The 16,232-nt window shown below is 38.8% G+C and carries 19 protein-coding genes; 7 read left to right on the top strand and 12 right to left on the bottom strand.

Going from position 1 to position 16,232, the window contains the following annotated elements; all coding sequences use genetic code 11:
• Window positions 1-55 precede the first annotated feature (55 nt).
• On the top strand, window positions 56-802 hold the full coding sequence (locus FACI_RS08700) for an XdhC family protein (RefSeq protein WP_009887790.1): 747 nt from the start codon (window positions 56-58) through the stop codon (window positions 800-802).
• 1 nt (window position 803) lies between these two features.
• On the opposite strand, the gene FACI_RS08695 is transcribed toward FACI_RS08700, so the two are convergent.
• The 7 genes from FACI_RS08695 to pdxS form a co-directional block, all read right to left on the bottom strand.
• The gene (locus tag FACI_RS08695) at window positions 804-1,277 is read right to left on the bottom strand and encodes a 6-pyruvoyl trahydropterin synthase family protein (protein WP_009887789.1); all 474 of its coding nucleotides are present in this window, start codon (window positions 1,275-1,277) and stop codon (window positions 804-806) included.
• 2 nt (window positions 1,278-1,279) lie between these two features.
• The gene (gene folE / locus FACI_RS08690; RefSeq protein ID WP_009887788.1) at window positions 1,280-1,855 is read right to left on the bottom strand and encodes a GTP cyclohydrolase I; all 576 of its coding nucleotides are present in this window, start codon (window positions 1,853-1,855) and stop codon (window positions 1,280-1,282) included.
• Complete coding sequence (locus tag FACI_RS08685) at window positions 1,856-2,500, bottom strand: 7-carboxy-7-deazaguanine synthase QueE (protein ID WP_019841771.1); 645 nt, start codon at window positions 2,498-2,500, stop codon at window positions 1,856-1,858.
• Between the two features lie 25 nt (window positions 2,501-2,525).
• The gene (locus FACI_RS08680; RefSeq protein ID WP_009887786.1) at window positions 2,526-2,942 is read right to left on the bottom strand and encodes a PPC domain-containing DNA-binding protein; all 417 of its coding nucleotides are present in this window, start codon (window positions 2,940-2,942) and stop codon (window positions 2,526-2,528) included.
• Between the two features lie 22 nt (window positions 2,943-2,964).
• On the bottom strand, window positions 2,965-3,165 hold the full coding sequence (locus FACI_RS08675; RefSeq protein WP_148285754.1) for a hypothetical protein: 201 nt from the start codon (window positions 3,163-3,165) through the stop codon (window positions 2,965-2,967).
• An 81-nt stretch (window positions 3,166-3,246) separates the two neighbouring features.
• Complete coding sequence (gene pdxT / locus FACI_RS08670; RefSeq protein WP_009887784.1) at window positions 3,247-3,819, bottom strand: pyridoxal 5'-phosphate synthase glutaminase subunit PdxT; 573 nt, start codon at window positions 3,817-3,819, stop codon at window positions 3,247-3,249.
• A gap of 17 nt (window positions 3,820-3,836) precedes the next feature.
• Window positions 3,837-4,829: a pyridoxal 5'-phosphate synthase lyase subunit PdxS gene (gene pdxS / locus FACI_RS08665; protein WP_009887783.1), complete on the bottom strand. Its 993-nt coding sequence runs from the start codon at window positions 4,827-4,829 to the stop codon at window positions 3,837-3,839.
• A gap of 108 nt (window positions 4,830-4,937) precedes the next feature.
• On the opposite strand from pdxS, the gene mdh reads away from it, so the two are divergent.
• The 5 genes from mdh to FACI_RS08640 all read left to right on the top strand — a co-directional run bounded on the left by mdh (window position 4,938) and on the right by FACI_RS08640 (window position 9,851).
• Complete coding sequence (gene mdh / locus FACI_RS08660; protein WP_009887781.1) at window positions 4,938-5,906, top strand: malate dehydrogenase; 969 nt, start codon at window positions 4,938-4,940, stop codon at window positions 5,904-5,906.
• A 77-nt stretch (window positions 5,907-5,983) separates the two neighbouring features.
• Window positions 5,984-7,678: a succinate dehydrogenase flavoprotein subunit gene (locus FACI_RS08655; RefSeq protein WP_009887780.1), complete on the top strand. Its 1,695-nt coding sequence runs from the start codon at window positions 5,984-5,986 to the stop codon at window positions 7,676-7,678.
• Complete coding sequence (locus FACI_RS08650; protein ID WP_009887779.1) at window positions 7,679-8,620, top strand: succinate dehydrogenase/fumarate reductase iron-sulfur subunit; 942 nt, start codon at window positions 7,679-7,681, stop codon at window positions 8,618-8,620. It abuts the gene before it with no gap.
• Window positions 8,617-9,492: a CoB--CoM heterodisulfide reductase iron-sulfur subunit B family protein gene (locus FACI_RS08645; protein WP_009887778.1), complete on the top strand. Its 876-nt coding sequence runs from the start codon at window positions 8,617-8,619 to the stop codon at window positions 9,490-9,492. Before FACI_RS08650 ends, FACI_RS08645 begins: the two co-directional genes overlap by 4 nt.
• Window positions 9,489-9,851 (top strand): succinate dehydrogenase subunit D, encoded by a 363-nt coding sequence (locus tag FACI_RS08640; RefSeq protein ID WP_009887777.1) that lies wholly within the window; start codon window positions 9,489-9,491, stop codon window positions 9,849-9,851. Before FACI_RS08645 ends, FACI_RS08640 begins: the two co-directional genes overlap by 4 nt.
• Window positions 9,852-9,930: 79 nt before the next feature.
• On the opposite strand, the gene FACI_RS08635 is transcribed toward FACI_RS08640, so the two are convergent.
• From FACI_RS08635 to sucC, 5 genes are all read right to left on the bottom strand, one after another.
• Complete coding sequence (locus FACI_RS08635; protein ID WP_009887776.1) at window positions 9,931-10,881, bottom strand: 2-oxoacid:ferredoxin oxidoreductase subunit beta; 951 nt, start codon at window positions 10,879-10,881, stop codon at window positions 9,931-9,933.
• Between the two features lie 10 nt (window positions 10,882-10,891).
• Window positions 10,892-12,790 (bottom strand): 2-oxoacid:ferredoxin oxidoreductase subunit alpha, encoded by a 1,899-nt coding sequence (locus FACI_RS08630; RefSeq protein WP_009887774.1) that lies wholly within the window; start codon window positions 12,788-12,790, stop codon window positions 10,892-10,894.
• Window positions 12,791-12,913: 123 nt separating this feature from the next.
• Complete coding sequence (locus tag FACI_RS08625) at window positions 12,914-13,198, bottom strand: hypothetical protein (protein WP_009887773.1); 285 nt, start codon at window positions 13,196-13,198, stop codon at window positions 12,914-12,916.
• A gap of 44 nt (window positions 13,199-13,242) precedes the next feature.
• Complete coding sequence (gene sucD / locus FACI_RS08620) at window positions 13,243-14,097, bottom strand: succinate--CoA ligase subunit alpha (RefSeq protein ID WP_019841769.1); 855 nt, start codon at window positions 14,095-14,097, stop codon at window positions 13,243-13,245.
• Between the two features lies 1 nt (window position 14,098).
• Window positions 14,099-15,199 (bottom strand): ADP-forming succinate--CoA ligase subunit beta, encoded by a 1,101-nt coding sequence (gene sucC, locus FACI_RS08615; RefSeq protein WP_009887771.1) that lies wholly within the window; start codon window positions 15,197-15,199, stop codon window positions 14,099-14,101.
• Between the two features lie 190 nt (window positions 15,200-15,389).
• On the opposite strand from sucC, the gene FACI_RS08610 reads away from it, so the two are divergent.
• A complete protein-coding gene (locus tag FACI_RS08610) occupies window positions 15,390-16,226 on the top strand; it encodes an aldo/keto reductase (RefSeq protein ID WP_009887770.1) in 837 nt (278 codons plus the stop codon).
• The last annotated feature ends 6 nt before the right edge of the window (window positions 16,227-16,232 follow it).

The following is a 16,232-nucleotide window of genomic DNA, read 5'->3' as shown; positions in this document are numbered from 1 at the left end:
CATCTGCCCTGTTCATATTGAAAAAAGTTTTATGGAAGTTTGCGTTTAAATAAATATGTACGATGACATAATTCCACTTCAAACAAGCTTGCAGAATAATAAGAAAGATTATGCAATAGCCACTGTAATTAAAACATCGGGGTCATCAATTGCCAAACCGGGATTTAAGATTCTCGCATCCGGCAAAAGCATTTTATACGGTACACTGGGAAGCCCGTCCCTTGATAAGGTTGTTCTCGGTGAATTAAATGCTTCAATTGAAAAACAGGAAACGAAATATCTTAAAATTGCACTGGATAAGGACAACAAGACCTCGGATTATTCCATGAATACTACATGTGGCGGAATGATAGAATTATTCATTGAGCCATATGTACACCGACGTAATATAGTAATGCTTGTGGAATCCAATGATGATAAGCTTCTTGAAGCTATGATGGGACTTATGGATTATACCGGCATGGAGCCTGTTGTAATAAATATAAATAAAAAAGAAGAAACTGAAAAACTCATGTCAGAAGATTACAGTGAAGACTTTGTAGTTCTTCTAACCAAGACCGAGAATGAAATAAAATTCATATCACATTTTCTTAAAAATAAGCCGGTGTATCTCTCCATAGTTTCAAGCAAAAACAGATTCAATAAGGACATGGAACAGGTTAAAAATCAGAACCCTGGACTTGATACCTCCCTGATAAAATGCCCTGCAGGAATAGATATAAAAGCTATTACCATAAATGAAATTGCCATCAGCATAGTTGCTGAAATCATAAAAGAGAAAAATTTACGGCATATGCAATAAATTAATTTTCATTGTACGTTGCCATATTTCCTGGCCCTTCGTGGATAGTAACCTTTAACCTGAAATTTTCCATCAGGCCCAGTAGTTTTGCAAATATTTTATCATAACAGTATTTTGCTATGAATTCTGCTGTGTCGGCAGAATATGGAAAGGCAAAAATGTCTGATCGGGACATTGTCCCCCTGTATTTGCCCCTTACATAAATATCTATAAATCCAGGGTTTTCATTTTGCCTTATATCATCTTCAGGTATCATGAATTTATGGTCCATGTTCTCTATCACAGGCTTTATTGCCTGCTTTACTATGGTGAAATCAATTGCCATTCCACTGGCTTTTACACCATCTGAGTCTATTATAACATCTATAGAATAATCGTGGCCATGGAAATTTTTGCATTTTTCATTATCAGGAACGTAATGGCCAGAACTCCATGTTAAACCCTTTAATGCCCCTACAACTTCAATCCTGTACATTTTTATTCACCCATCATCTTCAATGCTTCATTCTTGAGCGATTCCAGTTCAGTTTTTACCACATCGCTATATTTTACAGATGAAGTTACCATGGTTGCACTTTCCTGCTTAACCCCCCTCATCATCATGCACATATGTTGCCCCTTCGCCGTGACCATGACAAAGAGCGGGTTCAAATTATCATAAAGCAAATTTACTATTTCGGATGTCATGTTTTCCTGCAGCTGTGGTTTGCTTGCTATTTTATTTACAGACCGTACCAGCTTGCTCACCCCCGCTATGTATCCAGCAGGGCGTGGAAGGTATGCTATATTTATATTTCCGAAAAAGGGCAGGAGATGATGTGAACACATTGAATAAAATGATATATTTTTGACAATCACCATGCTCTCATGCCCTGTAATTTTAAATTTTGTGAAAGTGAAATTCCTTGCCCCGTACCATTCTCTGTAGAAATTTTCAATGCGGCGTGGAGTATTTTTAAGTTCCTCATCATTGAACCACCCGTATTCTTCATGCAGGTTGTAAACCAGAGCCTTTATGCTTTCTTTTAATATATCTCTACTATTTTCTTCCATTTATACCCCTCTTATTTCCCCGTATATGTATTTATGTTCCTGAAGCATCAACCGTGCGTTTGAAGGTGCCTTATCAATAAACGCATCTGCAAGCACCTTTATGTCTGTGCCGTATACAGGCTGTACTACTATTTTCACATTTTTGCCTATCTTTTCAATTTCTTCCATTGCAACGTTGAAGTCATTTAAATCATTTACAACAAATTTTATATAATCGCCTTCTTCCATGTATGATATATTTTTATCATTGAATTTTCTGTACATTCCCGATGATGGAAGCTTGAAATCTATGTCCTTCTTAACTTTTACATGGTTGGGCAAAAAACGGCCTATGTTCAGGCTGCCTGAAGTTTCCAGCAGTATATTATATTCCTCTGAAAGCCTGTCCACAAGAACAGAAATATCCTTCTGGAGTAGTGGCTCTCCACCTGTCAGGCAGATCCAGGATGCTCCATGCCCACTATTAATATTCCTGGCTGATTCAACTATTTCATCTATTGACATTTCTTTTCCTTCGTAAAAGGAGTACTTTGTATCACACCATGAACACCTGAGGTTGCAGTATTCCGTACGTATGAAAACCATCTTTTCACCGGAATAAAGACCTTCCCCCTGAATGCTGAGAAATATTTCATTTATATACATTTTTAAAAACCTTAAATAAGGGCTATTAATGAATTTCCAGTTCATTCAGTGTTGATTCAGGGTTGTATTTTCTGGTGAACTCTATGTTATCAAATTTAGTGATTTTAACTTCCATCAATGGGTCAGCAATTCCGGAGAAAAAGTGCCCGCCATAAAGGCCATGGTCTTTTCTTGCCACCCCTATATGTATATGAAACCTGTTTTTGTCATTTGCAATTGAACCATGGAATGCCACAAGCTCTGATCTGTCCTCTATTAACAATTCATCGTATTTGTTTATATTCCAGTACCCGATTTTCAAATTTTTTATCATGCCTATGCCCATATCAATGAATCCTGTTTTAATTGAGTATTTTTCAACAAGAAGATTTAAATTGGACAGAACATCTTCATTAGCTTCAAATTTAGCCACTATTATATTATTTTCAGCATTAGATTGCATGAATGCAGATACTTTAAATGTATTAATTCTTTGTTATGCCAACAACCCAGAGAAACATAGTGGCAGCAAAAGACATTCCCAGAACGATGGATAATATATCGATAGCAAGCGCATTTGCCAGATAAAGTTTAAAATGGGATATGACATAAACTACCTCTATAACAGTGATTATGCCTATTATTATATTAACTTTTATCAGGTTTTTAACCCGCTTATTTTCCACGCTTTCAGTATAGAATAATTGCATATAATTTTAAGGATTTTAAATGTATAAATTCAATATTATATAGGAATAGCAAAAAAATTATCCGGTGATTCCAGAAACAAATAGTTCATGGACTCCTGTATTTCCTGTAAGTTCCGGATGGAATGTCAAAGCCATTATATTTCCCTCTCTCACAATAACAGGTTTTCCACTTTCTAAACCAAGCACTTCTGAATTCCCGGTAGATTCAATCTCAGGAGCGCGGATGAACACTGCATCAAAGTTTCCTATTCCAGATATATTTATTTTCTGTATAAATGAATTGATCTGCCTTCCATAGGCGTTTCTTTTTATGGATATATCGATGAGATTCATCCCCTCTACCTGTTTGTCGCCCGTATCCCTGGAAACGAGTATTGCGCCTGCACATGTACCCATAATATGAAGCCCTGAATGTGCCATTTCAACAATCTTTTCATACATTCCTGATTTTTTAAGAAGCATGTATATAACTGTGCTTTCGCCGCCAGGTATAATTAACCCGGATATGCCAGCAAGGTCATTTACAGTTTTAACCATTATGGGAACAGCATGGTATTTCACGGGCAATCGTTTTATCATCTGGAAATGCTCAGACACATCTCCCTGTATATCCAGTATTCCGATTTTCATAAATATTCAAAAATAATTTATCTGTTTTGAAGTTTTTCTATCTCAGATATGTCAAGCCCATGCATGCCCTCAAGTCCGGATGAAACATCTGAAAGCAATTTATAGTCCTCATAATTTTCAGTTGCTTCAACTATTGCTTCGGCCATCTTCTGTGGATCCCTGGATTTGAATATTCCACTTCCCACAAATACGCCGTCCATGCCCATTTTCATCATAAGTGCCGCATCGGCAGGTGTTGCAATTCCACCGGCAGCAAAGTTAACCAGTGGCAGCCTCTTTAAATGTTTTATCTCCTTTAAAACTTTATATATCTGATTGGATATTTCCCTGAAATCCATTCCATAATATACATTATCATATGGCATTTCCTTATCTGCACCGTAAAGGTCTGATGCTGTCAGGTTTCTCAAAGTGGTGTAGCTTTTCGATATATTTTCGGCAACTGCGTACATTTCGTCTGATGTGATGGAATTCAATATGTATATACCATCGTTAACAGTGCGAATATGCCTGACTGCTTCTATTATATTTCCTGTTCCGGCCTCTCCTTTCGTCCTTATCATTGCTGCGCCTTCAAATATCCTTCTCACTGCTTCTGGAAAAGTCCTTGCACCGCATACAACCGGAACTTTATACATTTTTTTATTTATATGGTAAAATGGGTCTGCAGGAGTGAGCACTTCGCTCTCATCAAGCATATCAACACCCAGTGATTCCAGTATTGAAGCTTCGCTTAAATGCCCTATCCTGACTTTAGCCATAACAGGTATAGAAACAGAATCAAGGATTTCTTTAACCTTAAGTGGATCTGACATCCTTGCAACTCCACCCTGGGCACGTATATCGGAAGGAACCCTTTCCAGTGCCATTACGGAAACTGCACCTGCTTTTTCGGCAATTTTTGCCTGTTCGGCATTGGTAACATCCATAACAACACCTCCCTTTGTCATTTTAGCAAATCCGCGTTTTAATAATTCATCCCCATATCTCAACTTCTGTAAATCCAGCATAATAAAACTATATAATAATTACATATTTACACTTTCCCGATGTATCTATATCTTTGAATACTTTCGGGATAATACAAAAATATTTAATTTGAAAGGCTATACCAATCTATGGACAAGAAGATTTCTATTATTGGCGCAGGAGCAGTAGGTGCAAGTGTAGCACAGGTTCTGGCTATCAAGAATATCGCAGATATTAGCATTTTTGATATTGTTGAGGGCGTTGCAGAGGGAAAAGCACTGGATATACAGGAAGGAGCACCACATTTTGGCTTTGATTGCAAATTGCAGGGATTTTGCACCCAGGACCCTAAGGAATATGCAAATTTAAAAGGTTCAGATGTAATAGTAGTTACAGCCGGGCTTGCAAGAAGGCCAGGAATGAGCAGGGACGATCTTCTGGTAAAGAATATAGGAATAATGAAGGATGTTGGGGAACAGATAAAGAAATATTCACCGGATTCAATAATAGTTGCTGTAACAAATCCAGCAGATATAATGGCATACGCATTGCAGAAAGCATCCGGAATTAGCCCAGAGAGAATAATAGGATTGGGCGGGTCGCTGGACAGTTCCAGATTCAGGACTTTCCTGGCTGAAGCACTTAATGTATCTGTAAGGGATGTAAATGCTTTCGTAATAGGTGGGCATGGTGACGATATGGTTCCGTTTATACATTACTCCAGTGTTTCAGGAATACCCATATCTGATCTTCTTAGCGAAGAGAAAATACAGGAAATCATTAAAAGAACCAGATTTGGAGGGGGAGAGATACTTAACCTTTACAAAACAGGAACAGCATTCTATGCACCATCAATATCCATTTCTGTAATGGTTGAGTCTGTAGTTAACGATCAACACAGGGTAATTCCATGTGCAGCATACCTTACAGGAAAACACGCTGAAAATTATAAAGTCAGCAACGCCTTTATCGGAGTGCCAATAAAAATTGGAAAGAATGGCGTTGAGGAAATATATGATTTAAAATTCAGTGAAGCCGATGCAAAGGAATGGATGAAGAGCGTAGAATCTGTAAAGAAAAACAACAAACTTGCAGATGATTACTTCGCATCACACTGATAATTCGTATAAAACAAAAATATTATATTTTATTTCATTATAACATTACATAAAAAATATATACTGGTGATAATTTCATGGAAAAAAAAGAATATGATGCAGTTATTTTAGGAGGTGGGCTAGCCGGATTAATGGCTGCCAATATGGTTGCGGCAGGCGGTTTTACTGTTGCTGTAGTTTCGAAGGTTTTTCCAACACGTTCACATTCTTCAGCTGCAGAAGGAGGCATAGCAGCCTACATTATGGGTAATTCTGACCCGAATGATGATCCTGATTTTATGTCCTATGACGAGGTCAAGGGAGGAGATTATCTGGTAGATCAGGATGCTGCTGAATTGCTGTCCAAAAAGTCTGGAGAAATAGTTAATTTGCTGGATGCATGGGGAGCTCCTTTTAACAGGCAGCCCGATGGAAGGATAGCATTAAGGTATTTTGGAGGGCAAACCTATCCAAGGACAAGATTTATTGCAGATAAAACCGGAATGGCATTGCTGCATACCCTTTTCGAGCATTCAACGGGATTTAAGAATATTGATTTTTACAATGAATATTATGTTCTTGACATTGCAAGAGAAGGCGATAGTGTAAATGGGCTAGTAGCAATGGAAATGAAAACGCTTGACCCCATATACCTGAAATCAAGGGCATTGCTTATAGCATCCGGCGGAATAGGCATGATGTATAAACATTCAACAAACAGTTACATCAACACCGGCGATGGGCATGGCATAGCATTGAGATCCGGTGTGGCACTTAAAGACCCGGAATTCGTACAGTTCCATCCAACCGGTCTTTATCCATCCGATATATTAATTAGCGAAGCAGCAAGGGCTGAGGGTGCAATATTGAAAAATAACAAGGGAGAAAGATTCATGGCACGCTATGCGCCCCATAAATTTGACCTTGCACCAAGGGACATTGTTTCCAGGTCCATGGCAATTGAAATCCGTGAGGGGAGAGGATTCGAAGGCGGATATTTAGGCCTTGATCTCAGGCATCTGGGAAAGAAATATATCCTGGAAAGATTAACACTGGCATACGATGCAGCAAAGAACTTCTCCGGCGTGGATGCTGCTGAAGAGATGATACCGGTAAGGCCGGCACAGCATTACTTCATGGGTGGCATAGATGTTGACATAACAGGAACAAACCATGACCTGAAAGGTGTATTTGCCGCAGGAGAAGCTGCGTGTGTTTCTGTGCATGGTGCTAACAGGCTGGGTTCAAATTCACTTCTGGAAACCCTTGTATATGGAAGGGAAACTGGAAATGCCATGGTAGAATACCTTAAATCCCATAAAAAAATAGAGTCAAACAGTGACGTGGACAAGCTGGTAGATAATGCCTATGCCTATATAAAGAGAGAAAGCGGTGAACATTTCGGCGTCCTGACAGAGGAACTCAGGGATATCATGTGGGACAACGTTGGCATATTCAGGGACAATGACAAACTTGCACAGGCTATTTCAAAGATAAAAGATCTGAGAACAAGATCAAGGTCTATGTATGTTACGGACAAATCCACAAATTACAACACCGAACTATTCAATGCCCTGGAAACAAGGAATATGATTGATGTTGCATATGCTATGGCTACTGGAGCATTGAACAGGACAGAAACAAGGGGTGCACATTTCAGGGATGATTTCCCTGAAAGGAATGATAAGGACTGGATGAAGCATACCATAACATATCTTGCCGGAGATGAAATAAAAATATCCTACAAGCCTGTTACGTATACAAGGTGGAAACCTGAACCGAGGGTGTATTAAATGGAAGAAAAAGAAATAACCGTGAATGTTAAAAAATATAATGAGAAAGACGGTGCATTCTGGAAGTCCTACAAACTTAGTGTGGATAAATACACACAGATGACAGAGGTTCTTAGAAGGATAAAATCCGAACAGGATCCTTCCCTGGCTTACCGTGCCTCCTGCCATATGGCTGTTTGTGGAAGCTGTTCAATGAAAATAAATGGCGTCCCGTCACTGGCATGCAGGACAATAGCATTGCAGGCTACAGATGAAAAAAATGAAATCAATCTGGAGAGCATGGACTATTATCCCGGAGTTAGAGACCTTATAACAGATATAGACGTATTTTACGACAAGATGTACAAGGTAATGCCCAGGTTAGTAGCCGATAATTCCGTACTTTCAGGTGAAAATGAACAGAGGATGACTCCCGAAGACCAGACTGAGGTATGGAAATTTGAGGAATGCATTTACTGTGGCCTTTGCGTGTCTGCATGCCCTTCTGTAAAGGAGGATGAAAAGTTCCTTGGTCCTGCTGCCCATGCAAAAGGATTCAGGTTCGTGGACGATGAAAGGGACACAAAGAGGCAGGAAAGGTTAGACATTTTAATGGACAGTGCATACAGATGTACATCATGTTATATGTGCTATGAGGTGTGCCCGCAGGATGTACAGCCAGTAATAGCAATAAAGAAAACAAAGAATTATCTGGATGAATACAAAGGAAATACTGCGATAACAGTTGCGGCGAGAAAGCATGATGATGCTATAGAAAATCTTATAGCGTCAACAGGAAAAATAAAAGAATCAACACTATTTTTGAAAAGTTTCGGATATGGTGAAGCAATGAGAGATGCGGTGGACATGCTGAAAGCAGGCAAATTCAAATACGCATTCGAAAAAGATTCCAAAGTTAAAAATATGGATGAAATAAAAAAATTAATGGGTGAAAAGAAATGAAGGTAGCATATTATCCGGGATGTGCATCCCATGGAATAGCGAAAGATGTTGATATAGCCACACAGTTAATAGCAAAGGATCTTGACCTTGAGTTAATGGAGGTTGACGACTGGAACTGCTGTGGTGGAGGATTTATGGATGATAAAAATGAATCGTCACATACATCTTTGAATCTTAGAAACCTTGAGAAGGTAGAAAAAATGGGGTATGACAAAATGGCAACTCCGTGCAGTGTCTGCCTTAATTCACACAAAATTGCAGTGGACAAATATGAAAACGACCCTGTTCTAAAAGAAGATGTTGACCAGAGATTAAAAAACGCCAATATGGAGGAATACGATAACGGAGTTGAATCTGAACACTTTATATGGGTATTAATAAGGGACGTTGGAATAGAAAACATCAGGAAACATGTAAAAAGACCCTTAACTAATATAAAGGTTGGAACATATTACGGATGCCAGTTGTTGAGGCCATCAAATGTAATGGGATTCGAATCTGCATTCAATCCACACAGCGTAATGGACCTTGTAGCCGCAACCGGTGCAACACCCGTAGCTTTCCCGATGAAGTCAGCATGCTGTGGTTTTCCCCTGATGGGATCAAACCCAACTGTGGCACTCAAAATGGCAAACAACGTACTCAGCAGTGCAAGGGACAATGGTTCAGAAATATTAGTTCACCCCTGCTCACTTTGCCACCTGCAGCTGGATGTTACACAGACTAAGATACAGAGGCAGTTTAAACAGGACTGGAGGCTTCCTGCACTATACATAACACAGCTTATCGGACTTTCATTCGGTTACTCGCCAAAGGAATTGGGATTGTCAAAAATGTCAATGGAATATCTTAGTTCAAGAGGCATATCATGAATTACGATGACCTTCTAAAAGGTACTGAAATAACAGGCCAATCTGAAGTTCCACCCAGGCCGGGCGAACCACCATTTGCCACTGAAATTTATTATAAAAAAGATGACCTTTTCTATGGAAAACTCCATGTAAGAAAATTAAACAATGCTATGTACCTGTCAGTAATTTCTAAAATTCCCTTTAACTGGAAACAGCTTGTGGGGGATATGAAATTCTCCGGCACTATGGTTGACTCCGCAGGAGGACTCCTATGGCTAAAGGAAAATGACAAAACCCTGGCTCAGGATCTTGCGTACATTGAGAAATATCTTACAGATATGAAAAACAAAGATGCTAAAAGCAAAGAAGCTAAGAAATAGTCAATTAATAATATTTTTTTATTGTTAACCAGTAATTTTATTTATATTTTAAAAAATTTGAATTAAAAAAAAATTAATTTTATAATTCTATATCGTTTTCAGAGAATGTCTTTATGGGGTCTACTATTGTATATCCATCCTTATCGGAAACATCCTGTAATGCCGGCGGGTACTTCAGGTAATCTGGAATTACACCAGCAAGCCTTTTGGTATAGCTCGGTATTGTATTGTTTTCATAGAATACTCCAATAGGTATGTGGTCTCCCCATTCCATAGATTTTCTATAGCCTCTATCGAATTTTGCCTCATCCTCTTCCTTGCTGTTAACAACAGGGTCCCATGATTTGTCATCCTCAAGTTTGTACACTCTCTGCCTGTACCAATCAAGTGTGTTCACATCATTGTATGTAGGGCATGGCTGAAGCACTTCTATTACTGCTGAACCCTCGTGTTTAATGGCCCTCTGGATTAATTCTGAAAGCTGCTTTATTTCAGATGAGAACGCCCTTGCCACGAATGAGTATCCTGATGCCATTGCAAGCGTAATAGGATTAATTTTTCCCAATATGTTTGGCCTTGGAAGGCTCTTTACCTTCTCTCCCAGTGGGAGTGTTGGTGCTGCCTGTCCCTTTGTTAACCCGTATACTGAATTATTGTACAGTAAGACTTTTACTCCTGAGTTTCTCCTTCCTTCACCTACAAAATGCCCAGCTCCGATACTCAGCAGGTCTCCATCGCCACCCATAACGAGCACGTTAAGGTTTGGATTGGCGAGTTTTACACCCACTGCATATGGAATTGCCCTTCCGTGAAGTGTATGTGTCCCGGCTATGTTTAGATAATGGGGTGTTTTTCCAGAGCATCCTATACCGGATACTGCTACAACATCTTGAGGATCCATTTTCATAGCTGACAAAGCCTGTGTTACCGCACTTACTATACCAAAGTCACCACATCCAGGGCACCAATCTATTGTTATATTGTTCCTGAAGTTGTAACCACTACCCTTATCTGATACGCTTTTTTGCATTTTTACCACCTTATGAACCTTCCTGGAGTACTTCCAGGGCAGGTTTCTTTTCCATTATATTCTTCGTTGACCTTAGAATTTCGTCCAGGGTCATATGCCTGCCATTATATTTCAAAATGAAATTTTCTATTTTTATGCCGGTATTCATTCTTATTACCTTTGCAGCCTGTGCAGTCATATTGCTTTCAACATCTATTATAAGATGGGATTTCTTCAGTACCTTCTCAACATATTCTGCAGGGAAAGGCTCGAACATTCTCAGGTATAAGAGGTTAGCTGATATGCCCTGCTTCTTTAGCTCGTCTATTGCGTCAAGCAGCAAGCTTTTCTGGCTTCCCCAGGTAATATATGTTATATCTGCATTTTTATCGCCGTAAAGTACGACCTTGTCCTCAAGAGGGATCTCATTGTCTGCTGTAATGAGTTTCTGCATTCTCTTTTCCATCATTCTATCTCTCATCTTTGTATCCTCTGTGACATGGCCAAGCTCATCATGCTCGTCTCCTGTCATCCAGAATATATCCTTTCCGAATACTCCGTATGGAGATATTCCGTCCTCAGTATTTAAGGAATACCTTTTGAAGTTTTCATGGTCTGTGTTTTCATTGTATTTTACAATCTTTACCTTTTTAACATCTATTTCTGGCACAAGATCCATTGTATTTGCAAGGGTTTTGTCTATCATATGTATAACTGGCATCTGGTACCTCTGTGCATAATTTAAAGACTTCATTCCATCGTATATGCATTCTTCCATATCGCCAGATGACATGACTATCTTCGGAAATTCACCATGACCGGTATTCAATGCGAACATTAAATCTGCCTGCCCGTTCCTGGTTGGCAAACCGGTTGATGGCCCGCCACGCTGGTAAAATGTAATCACAACAGGTATTTCTGTCATTCCTGCATAGCCTATACCCTCTGCCATCAATGAGAAACCTGGCCCGGATGTTGCTGTTGCAGTCCTGGTGCCTGTTAATGCTGCGCCATTTGCCATGTTTATTGCTGAAAGTTCATCCTCGCACTGTACTACTACCAGACCTGCTTTTTTCAGGTCTTTTCCAGCTGTTTCAAGGAATTTCATCTCCTCATGGCTTTCCAGCAATGTGCTTTCATCGCTGGCAGGTGTAATCGGGTAATATGTCTGAAATCTTAATCCACCCATCAATTTGCCGAGAGCTGTTGAATCGTTTCCGGTTAACAGCATTCTAGGAGGTGCTGGATATGTTGGAAGTGTTTCAACCTTAATTGATGAATTTTCCACGTAATCATATGCAGCTTTTATTACATTAATATTGGACTCAATTACTTTCGGCTTCTTCTTAAAAGCGAATTTAATACCATCATTTGCATGGTATATGTCAAGTCCAAGCAATGCAAGTGTTGTCCCTGCTCCCAAGGTATTATAATACCGGTTTGCCGGCCCACCGTGGACATTCTCATTTATCAATTTATCAAATGGTATTGCAATTACATCAATGCCTGTCTTTTTAAAATAATCCAGAACTCCCTGTACATCATAGGTAAGATTTCTTGATGAAAGCTCTTCCTCAATTCTGCCAAGTGTATCAGATGTGATCATTCTGGCATTTTTCAGATTAAATCCGTTAAAAGCTGAATCGTATACCACTCTTGATCCCTTTGCAACATCGAACATGTGTTCAAATAAGGTATCCGGATCAAGAGCCACCATTATATCCACCGGATATTTCAGTGATTTTGGCCTTTCGTGCTTTATTCTAAAATGTATGTAGCTATGCCTTCCTTTAATATTGGAATGGAATTCCCTTATCCCGTAAATATTATAGCCGGCCAATGAAAATGCCATACTAATCATATTTGCAGCACTATCTATTCCTCCGCCTTGTGGACCTCCCACAAGAAGATTGATATCAGTTTCCTGCATTGTTATCCTATGATAAGCCTAATTTAATTTAAAAACTTTATCATCGGATTATAAGTATGAAATTTTAAATAGGTACTTTTTTTATTCAAAAAATCCGATTTTTCTGTAGATAAATTGAATTTTTTATATGTATTTTAACCATTCCATGACGGGATCGTCGTCTATCATGTCCATTTCTGTCTTGCCAAATGCAGATATGGTTACGAATTTAGTAAAATAAGCTATGCCATCCTCTATGTATCCATACATTACGTGCTCTACAGATTCTCCTTCCGGAAAATGCGCTTCAGCTTCAGGTGCATTCGGTACAAAATGAAGGTCGAATTTATCTCCATCGGTGTAAAGCCTGTATGATGAATTTTCCATTACATAATTTTTCAGTGTTTCAAAATTAATATTTGGTTTCATAAAATGAAATTAAATCAAAATATATAAATATAACATATTTCCAATTATTTCTGCAACAATGATGGTATGTCATCAGGATAATTGGCAACCTTTATTCCGGCATCTTTAAATGCTTTGATTTTAGAATCTGCAGTTCCTGTGCCTTTCTCTATAATTGCACCTGCATGGCCCATCTTCTTTCCTGGTGGGGCGCTGATTCCTGTTATATACCCTGTTACCGGTTTCTTTACATATTTTTTGATATATTCTGCTGCCTTTTCCTCCTCGCTTCCTCCGATTTCACCAACAAGGACAATCTGCTTTGTCTGCGGGTCTTCGTTGAATATTTTAATTATATCTGAGAAAGTTGTTCCAATTATCGGGTCTCCTCCGAGACCTATTACTGTGCTTTCACCGAATCCTGCATCTGTAACCGCCTTAACTATTTCATATGTAAGTGTCCCGCTTCTTGAAGCTACAGCTACATTCCCTACGCGGAATATATTATTTGGCATGATTCCTATTTTAGCCTGCCCGGCAACTGTTATTCCTGGGCTATTTGGCCCTATCATGAAAACACCCTTTCTCCTTGCCTCATGGTAAAGTTCCATTGTATCGTGTACCGGCACATGTTCTGTAAGTATGTATATTAATTTTATGCCATTTTCTATTGCTTCCAGGGCAGCATCCTTTACAAATGGAGCTGGAACAGATATCATCGAAGCATCTGGCTTCAGATCCAGTGTGTCTGCAACATTATTGTAAACATCTACACCGTTGACTTTTGTTCCGGCTTTTCCCGGAGAAACGCCGGCTACAACATTTGTTCCGAACTTTATCATTTCGCCTGAATGGAATGCACCCTGATGTCCTGTCATTCCCTGGACTATTACCTTTGTTTCCTTACTTATTATAACCATTTTATTCAACCCCCTGTATACGGGATAATTCTTTTACAGCATCTGTCATGTTGGTGAAAGCTTTTATACCGCTTTCAAGAAGGATTTTCTGCCCTTCCTCTTCATGCACACCACTGAGCCTGACAACTATAGGCTGCTTTATATCAAATTTCTTTTTTGATGAAACTATTCCATTTGCTACCGTATCTGCCTTTGTTACACCGCCAAATATATTGACAAATATCAATTTTGGCCTTGCACGCATTACAAATGAAAATGCGTCTTCAACAATTTCAATATTGTCTGTACCCCCTAGGTCAAGGAAATTTCTTGGCTTAAGTTTGTGCAGCGTTAAAGAGTCCATGGTTGCCATTGTTAATCCTGCACCGTTTGCTATAACGCCTATGTCGCCATCCATTTCTATAAAGGTAAAGCTCTTTGATGCTGCTTCATTTTCCAGAGCAGTTTTGTCCGGATCTGTTATCATGTAATCCTTATGCCTGTATAGGGCATTGTCATCTATTATTACTTTTGAATCTCCTGCTATTATGTTATTTTCTGCATCTATTACCAGCGGATTTATCTCGGTAAGCAGTGCATCTTCACCCACAAAGGCCTTATATAGTGAAGATAGAAGGTTGCTGAACTGTTTCTTGTTCTCAACTGGAATATAGGAAAGGGCTTCCCTTGCTATATAATCAGAATACCCCACCATGGGATCTATATGTATTTTATGGATGTTTTCTTCCGGAACGCTCTCTATTTCCATTCCACCGTCTGCAGATAGTATTATAACAGGCTCTTTTGTTGCACGGTCAAGCGTAATGCTGAGGTATATTTCCTTTTTAATGTTAAGCATACGCTCTATGAGCAATTTCTTTACAGTAAGATTATTTATGGTAGAATTTAACAGCTTGTCCGAAAACTCTGATAATTCATTGCTGTTCCTGGCGAATTTAATACCGCCTGCTTTGCCTCTTTTTCCTGAAAGAATCTGTGATTTAATAGCCACAGGATATTCGAACTTTCTTAACTCTCCAACATTTTCTATTACATATCCGTCGGGTACCGGTATTCCGTATTTTTTGAATATTTCCTTACCCATGTATTCATAAAGATTCATTGAAATCTATTATACATTAATAAAGGATATATAATATTATTTTTTAGGGAATAAGTTTAATGGCAATTATTGCCAGATTTTCTAAATTTCTTTATTTTTATGTCATTCAACAGCTACCTGAGTTTATTTTCAAAGTATGTAATATTTTAAATGATAACATATTTAAATAAGAATTAGCATTAGGAGAACGATGATATACAGGGAATTCGGCAACACATCTTTCAAAACCTCAACGATCGGCATGGGTACATACTACGATATGAGATGGATATTCAAAACATACCTGGGCATATATTCTGGTAGGGATCAGAAGATAGATGCATACAGGGCAGGAATAGACAACGGGATTAACCTTATTGATACTGCCGAGTTGTACCGGACAGAGAAACTTGTGGGAACAGCAATAAAATCGTACAAAAGGGATGAATTATTCCTGGCATCAAAGGTATTCCCCACACACCTATCACCGAAATCCCTTGAAAAGGCCCTGAACCGTAGCCTTAAAAATCTTGATACAGATTATATTGATTTATACCAGATACATTTTCCAAACCCTACAGTAGACATCAAAAAAACCCTCCGTACCATGGAAAAGATGGTAGATAAAGGCAAGATAAGGCATATAGGTGTCAGCAATTTCACACTAAACCTTTTAAAGCGTGCACAGGGAATACTCTCAAAATATGAAATAACATCGATCCAGATAAATTATAATGTCTTCCACAGAAACAGCCAGAAAGGCATGATAGATTATTGCAATAAAAATCATATAGCTGTAATGGCATATTTTCCCCTGGGGCATGGGAAGGTAACACAGCCACAATTTAATAAGTATTTTGACCATGTAAGAAAAACTATAGGGGACGTTCCCAATGCCAATATAGCGCTTGCATACCTCATAAGCAGGAATCAGAATGTATTCCCCATTCCCCGGGCTTCGAACAGGGCCCACGTTTTGCAGAACGCAAAAAATTCAGATATTCTTCTAAACGAAGATGATATAAAATATCTGGAAAAGAATCTATAATTTTAA

Source organism: Ferroplasma acidarmanus Fer1, assembly GCF_000152265.2.
In the GTDB taxonomy this organism is placed as follows: Archaea; Thermoplasmatota; Thermoplasmata; order Thermoplasmatales; family Thermoplasmataceae; genus Ferroplasma; species Ferroplasma acidiphilum.
Note: the sequence above shows the minus strand (reverse complement) of the source record. Positions and strands in the feature narration are given on the sequence as shown.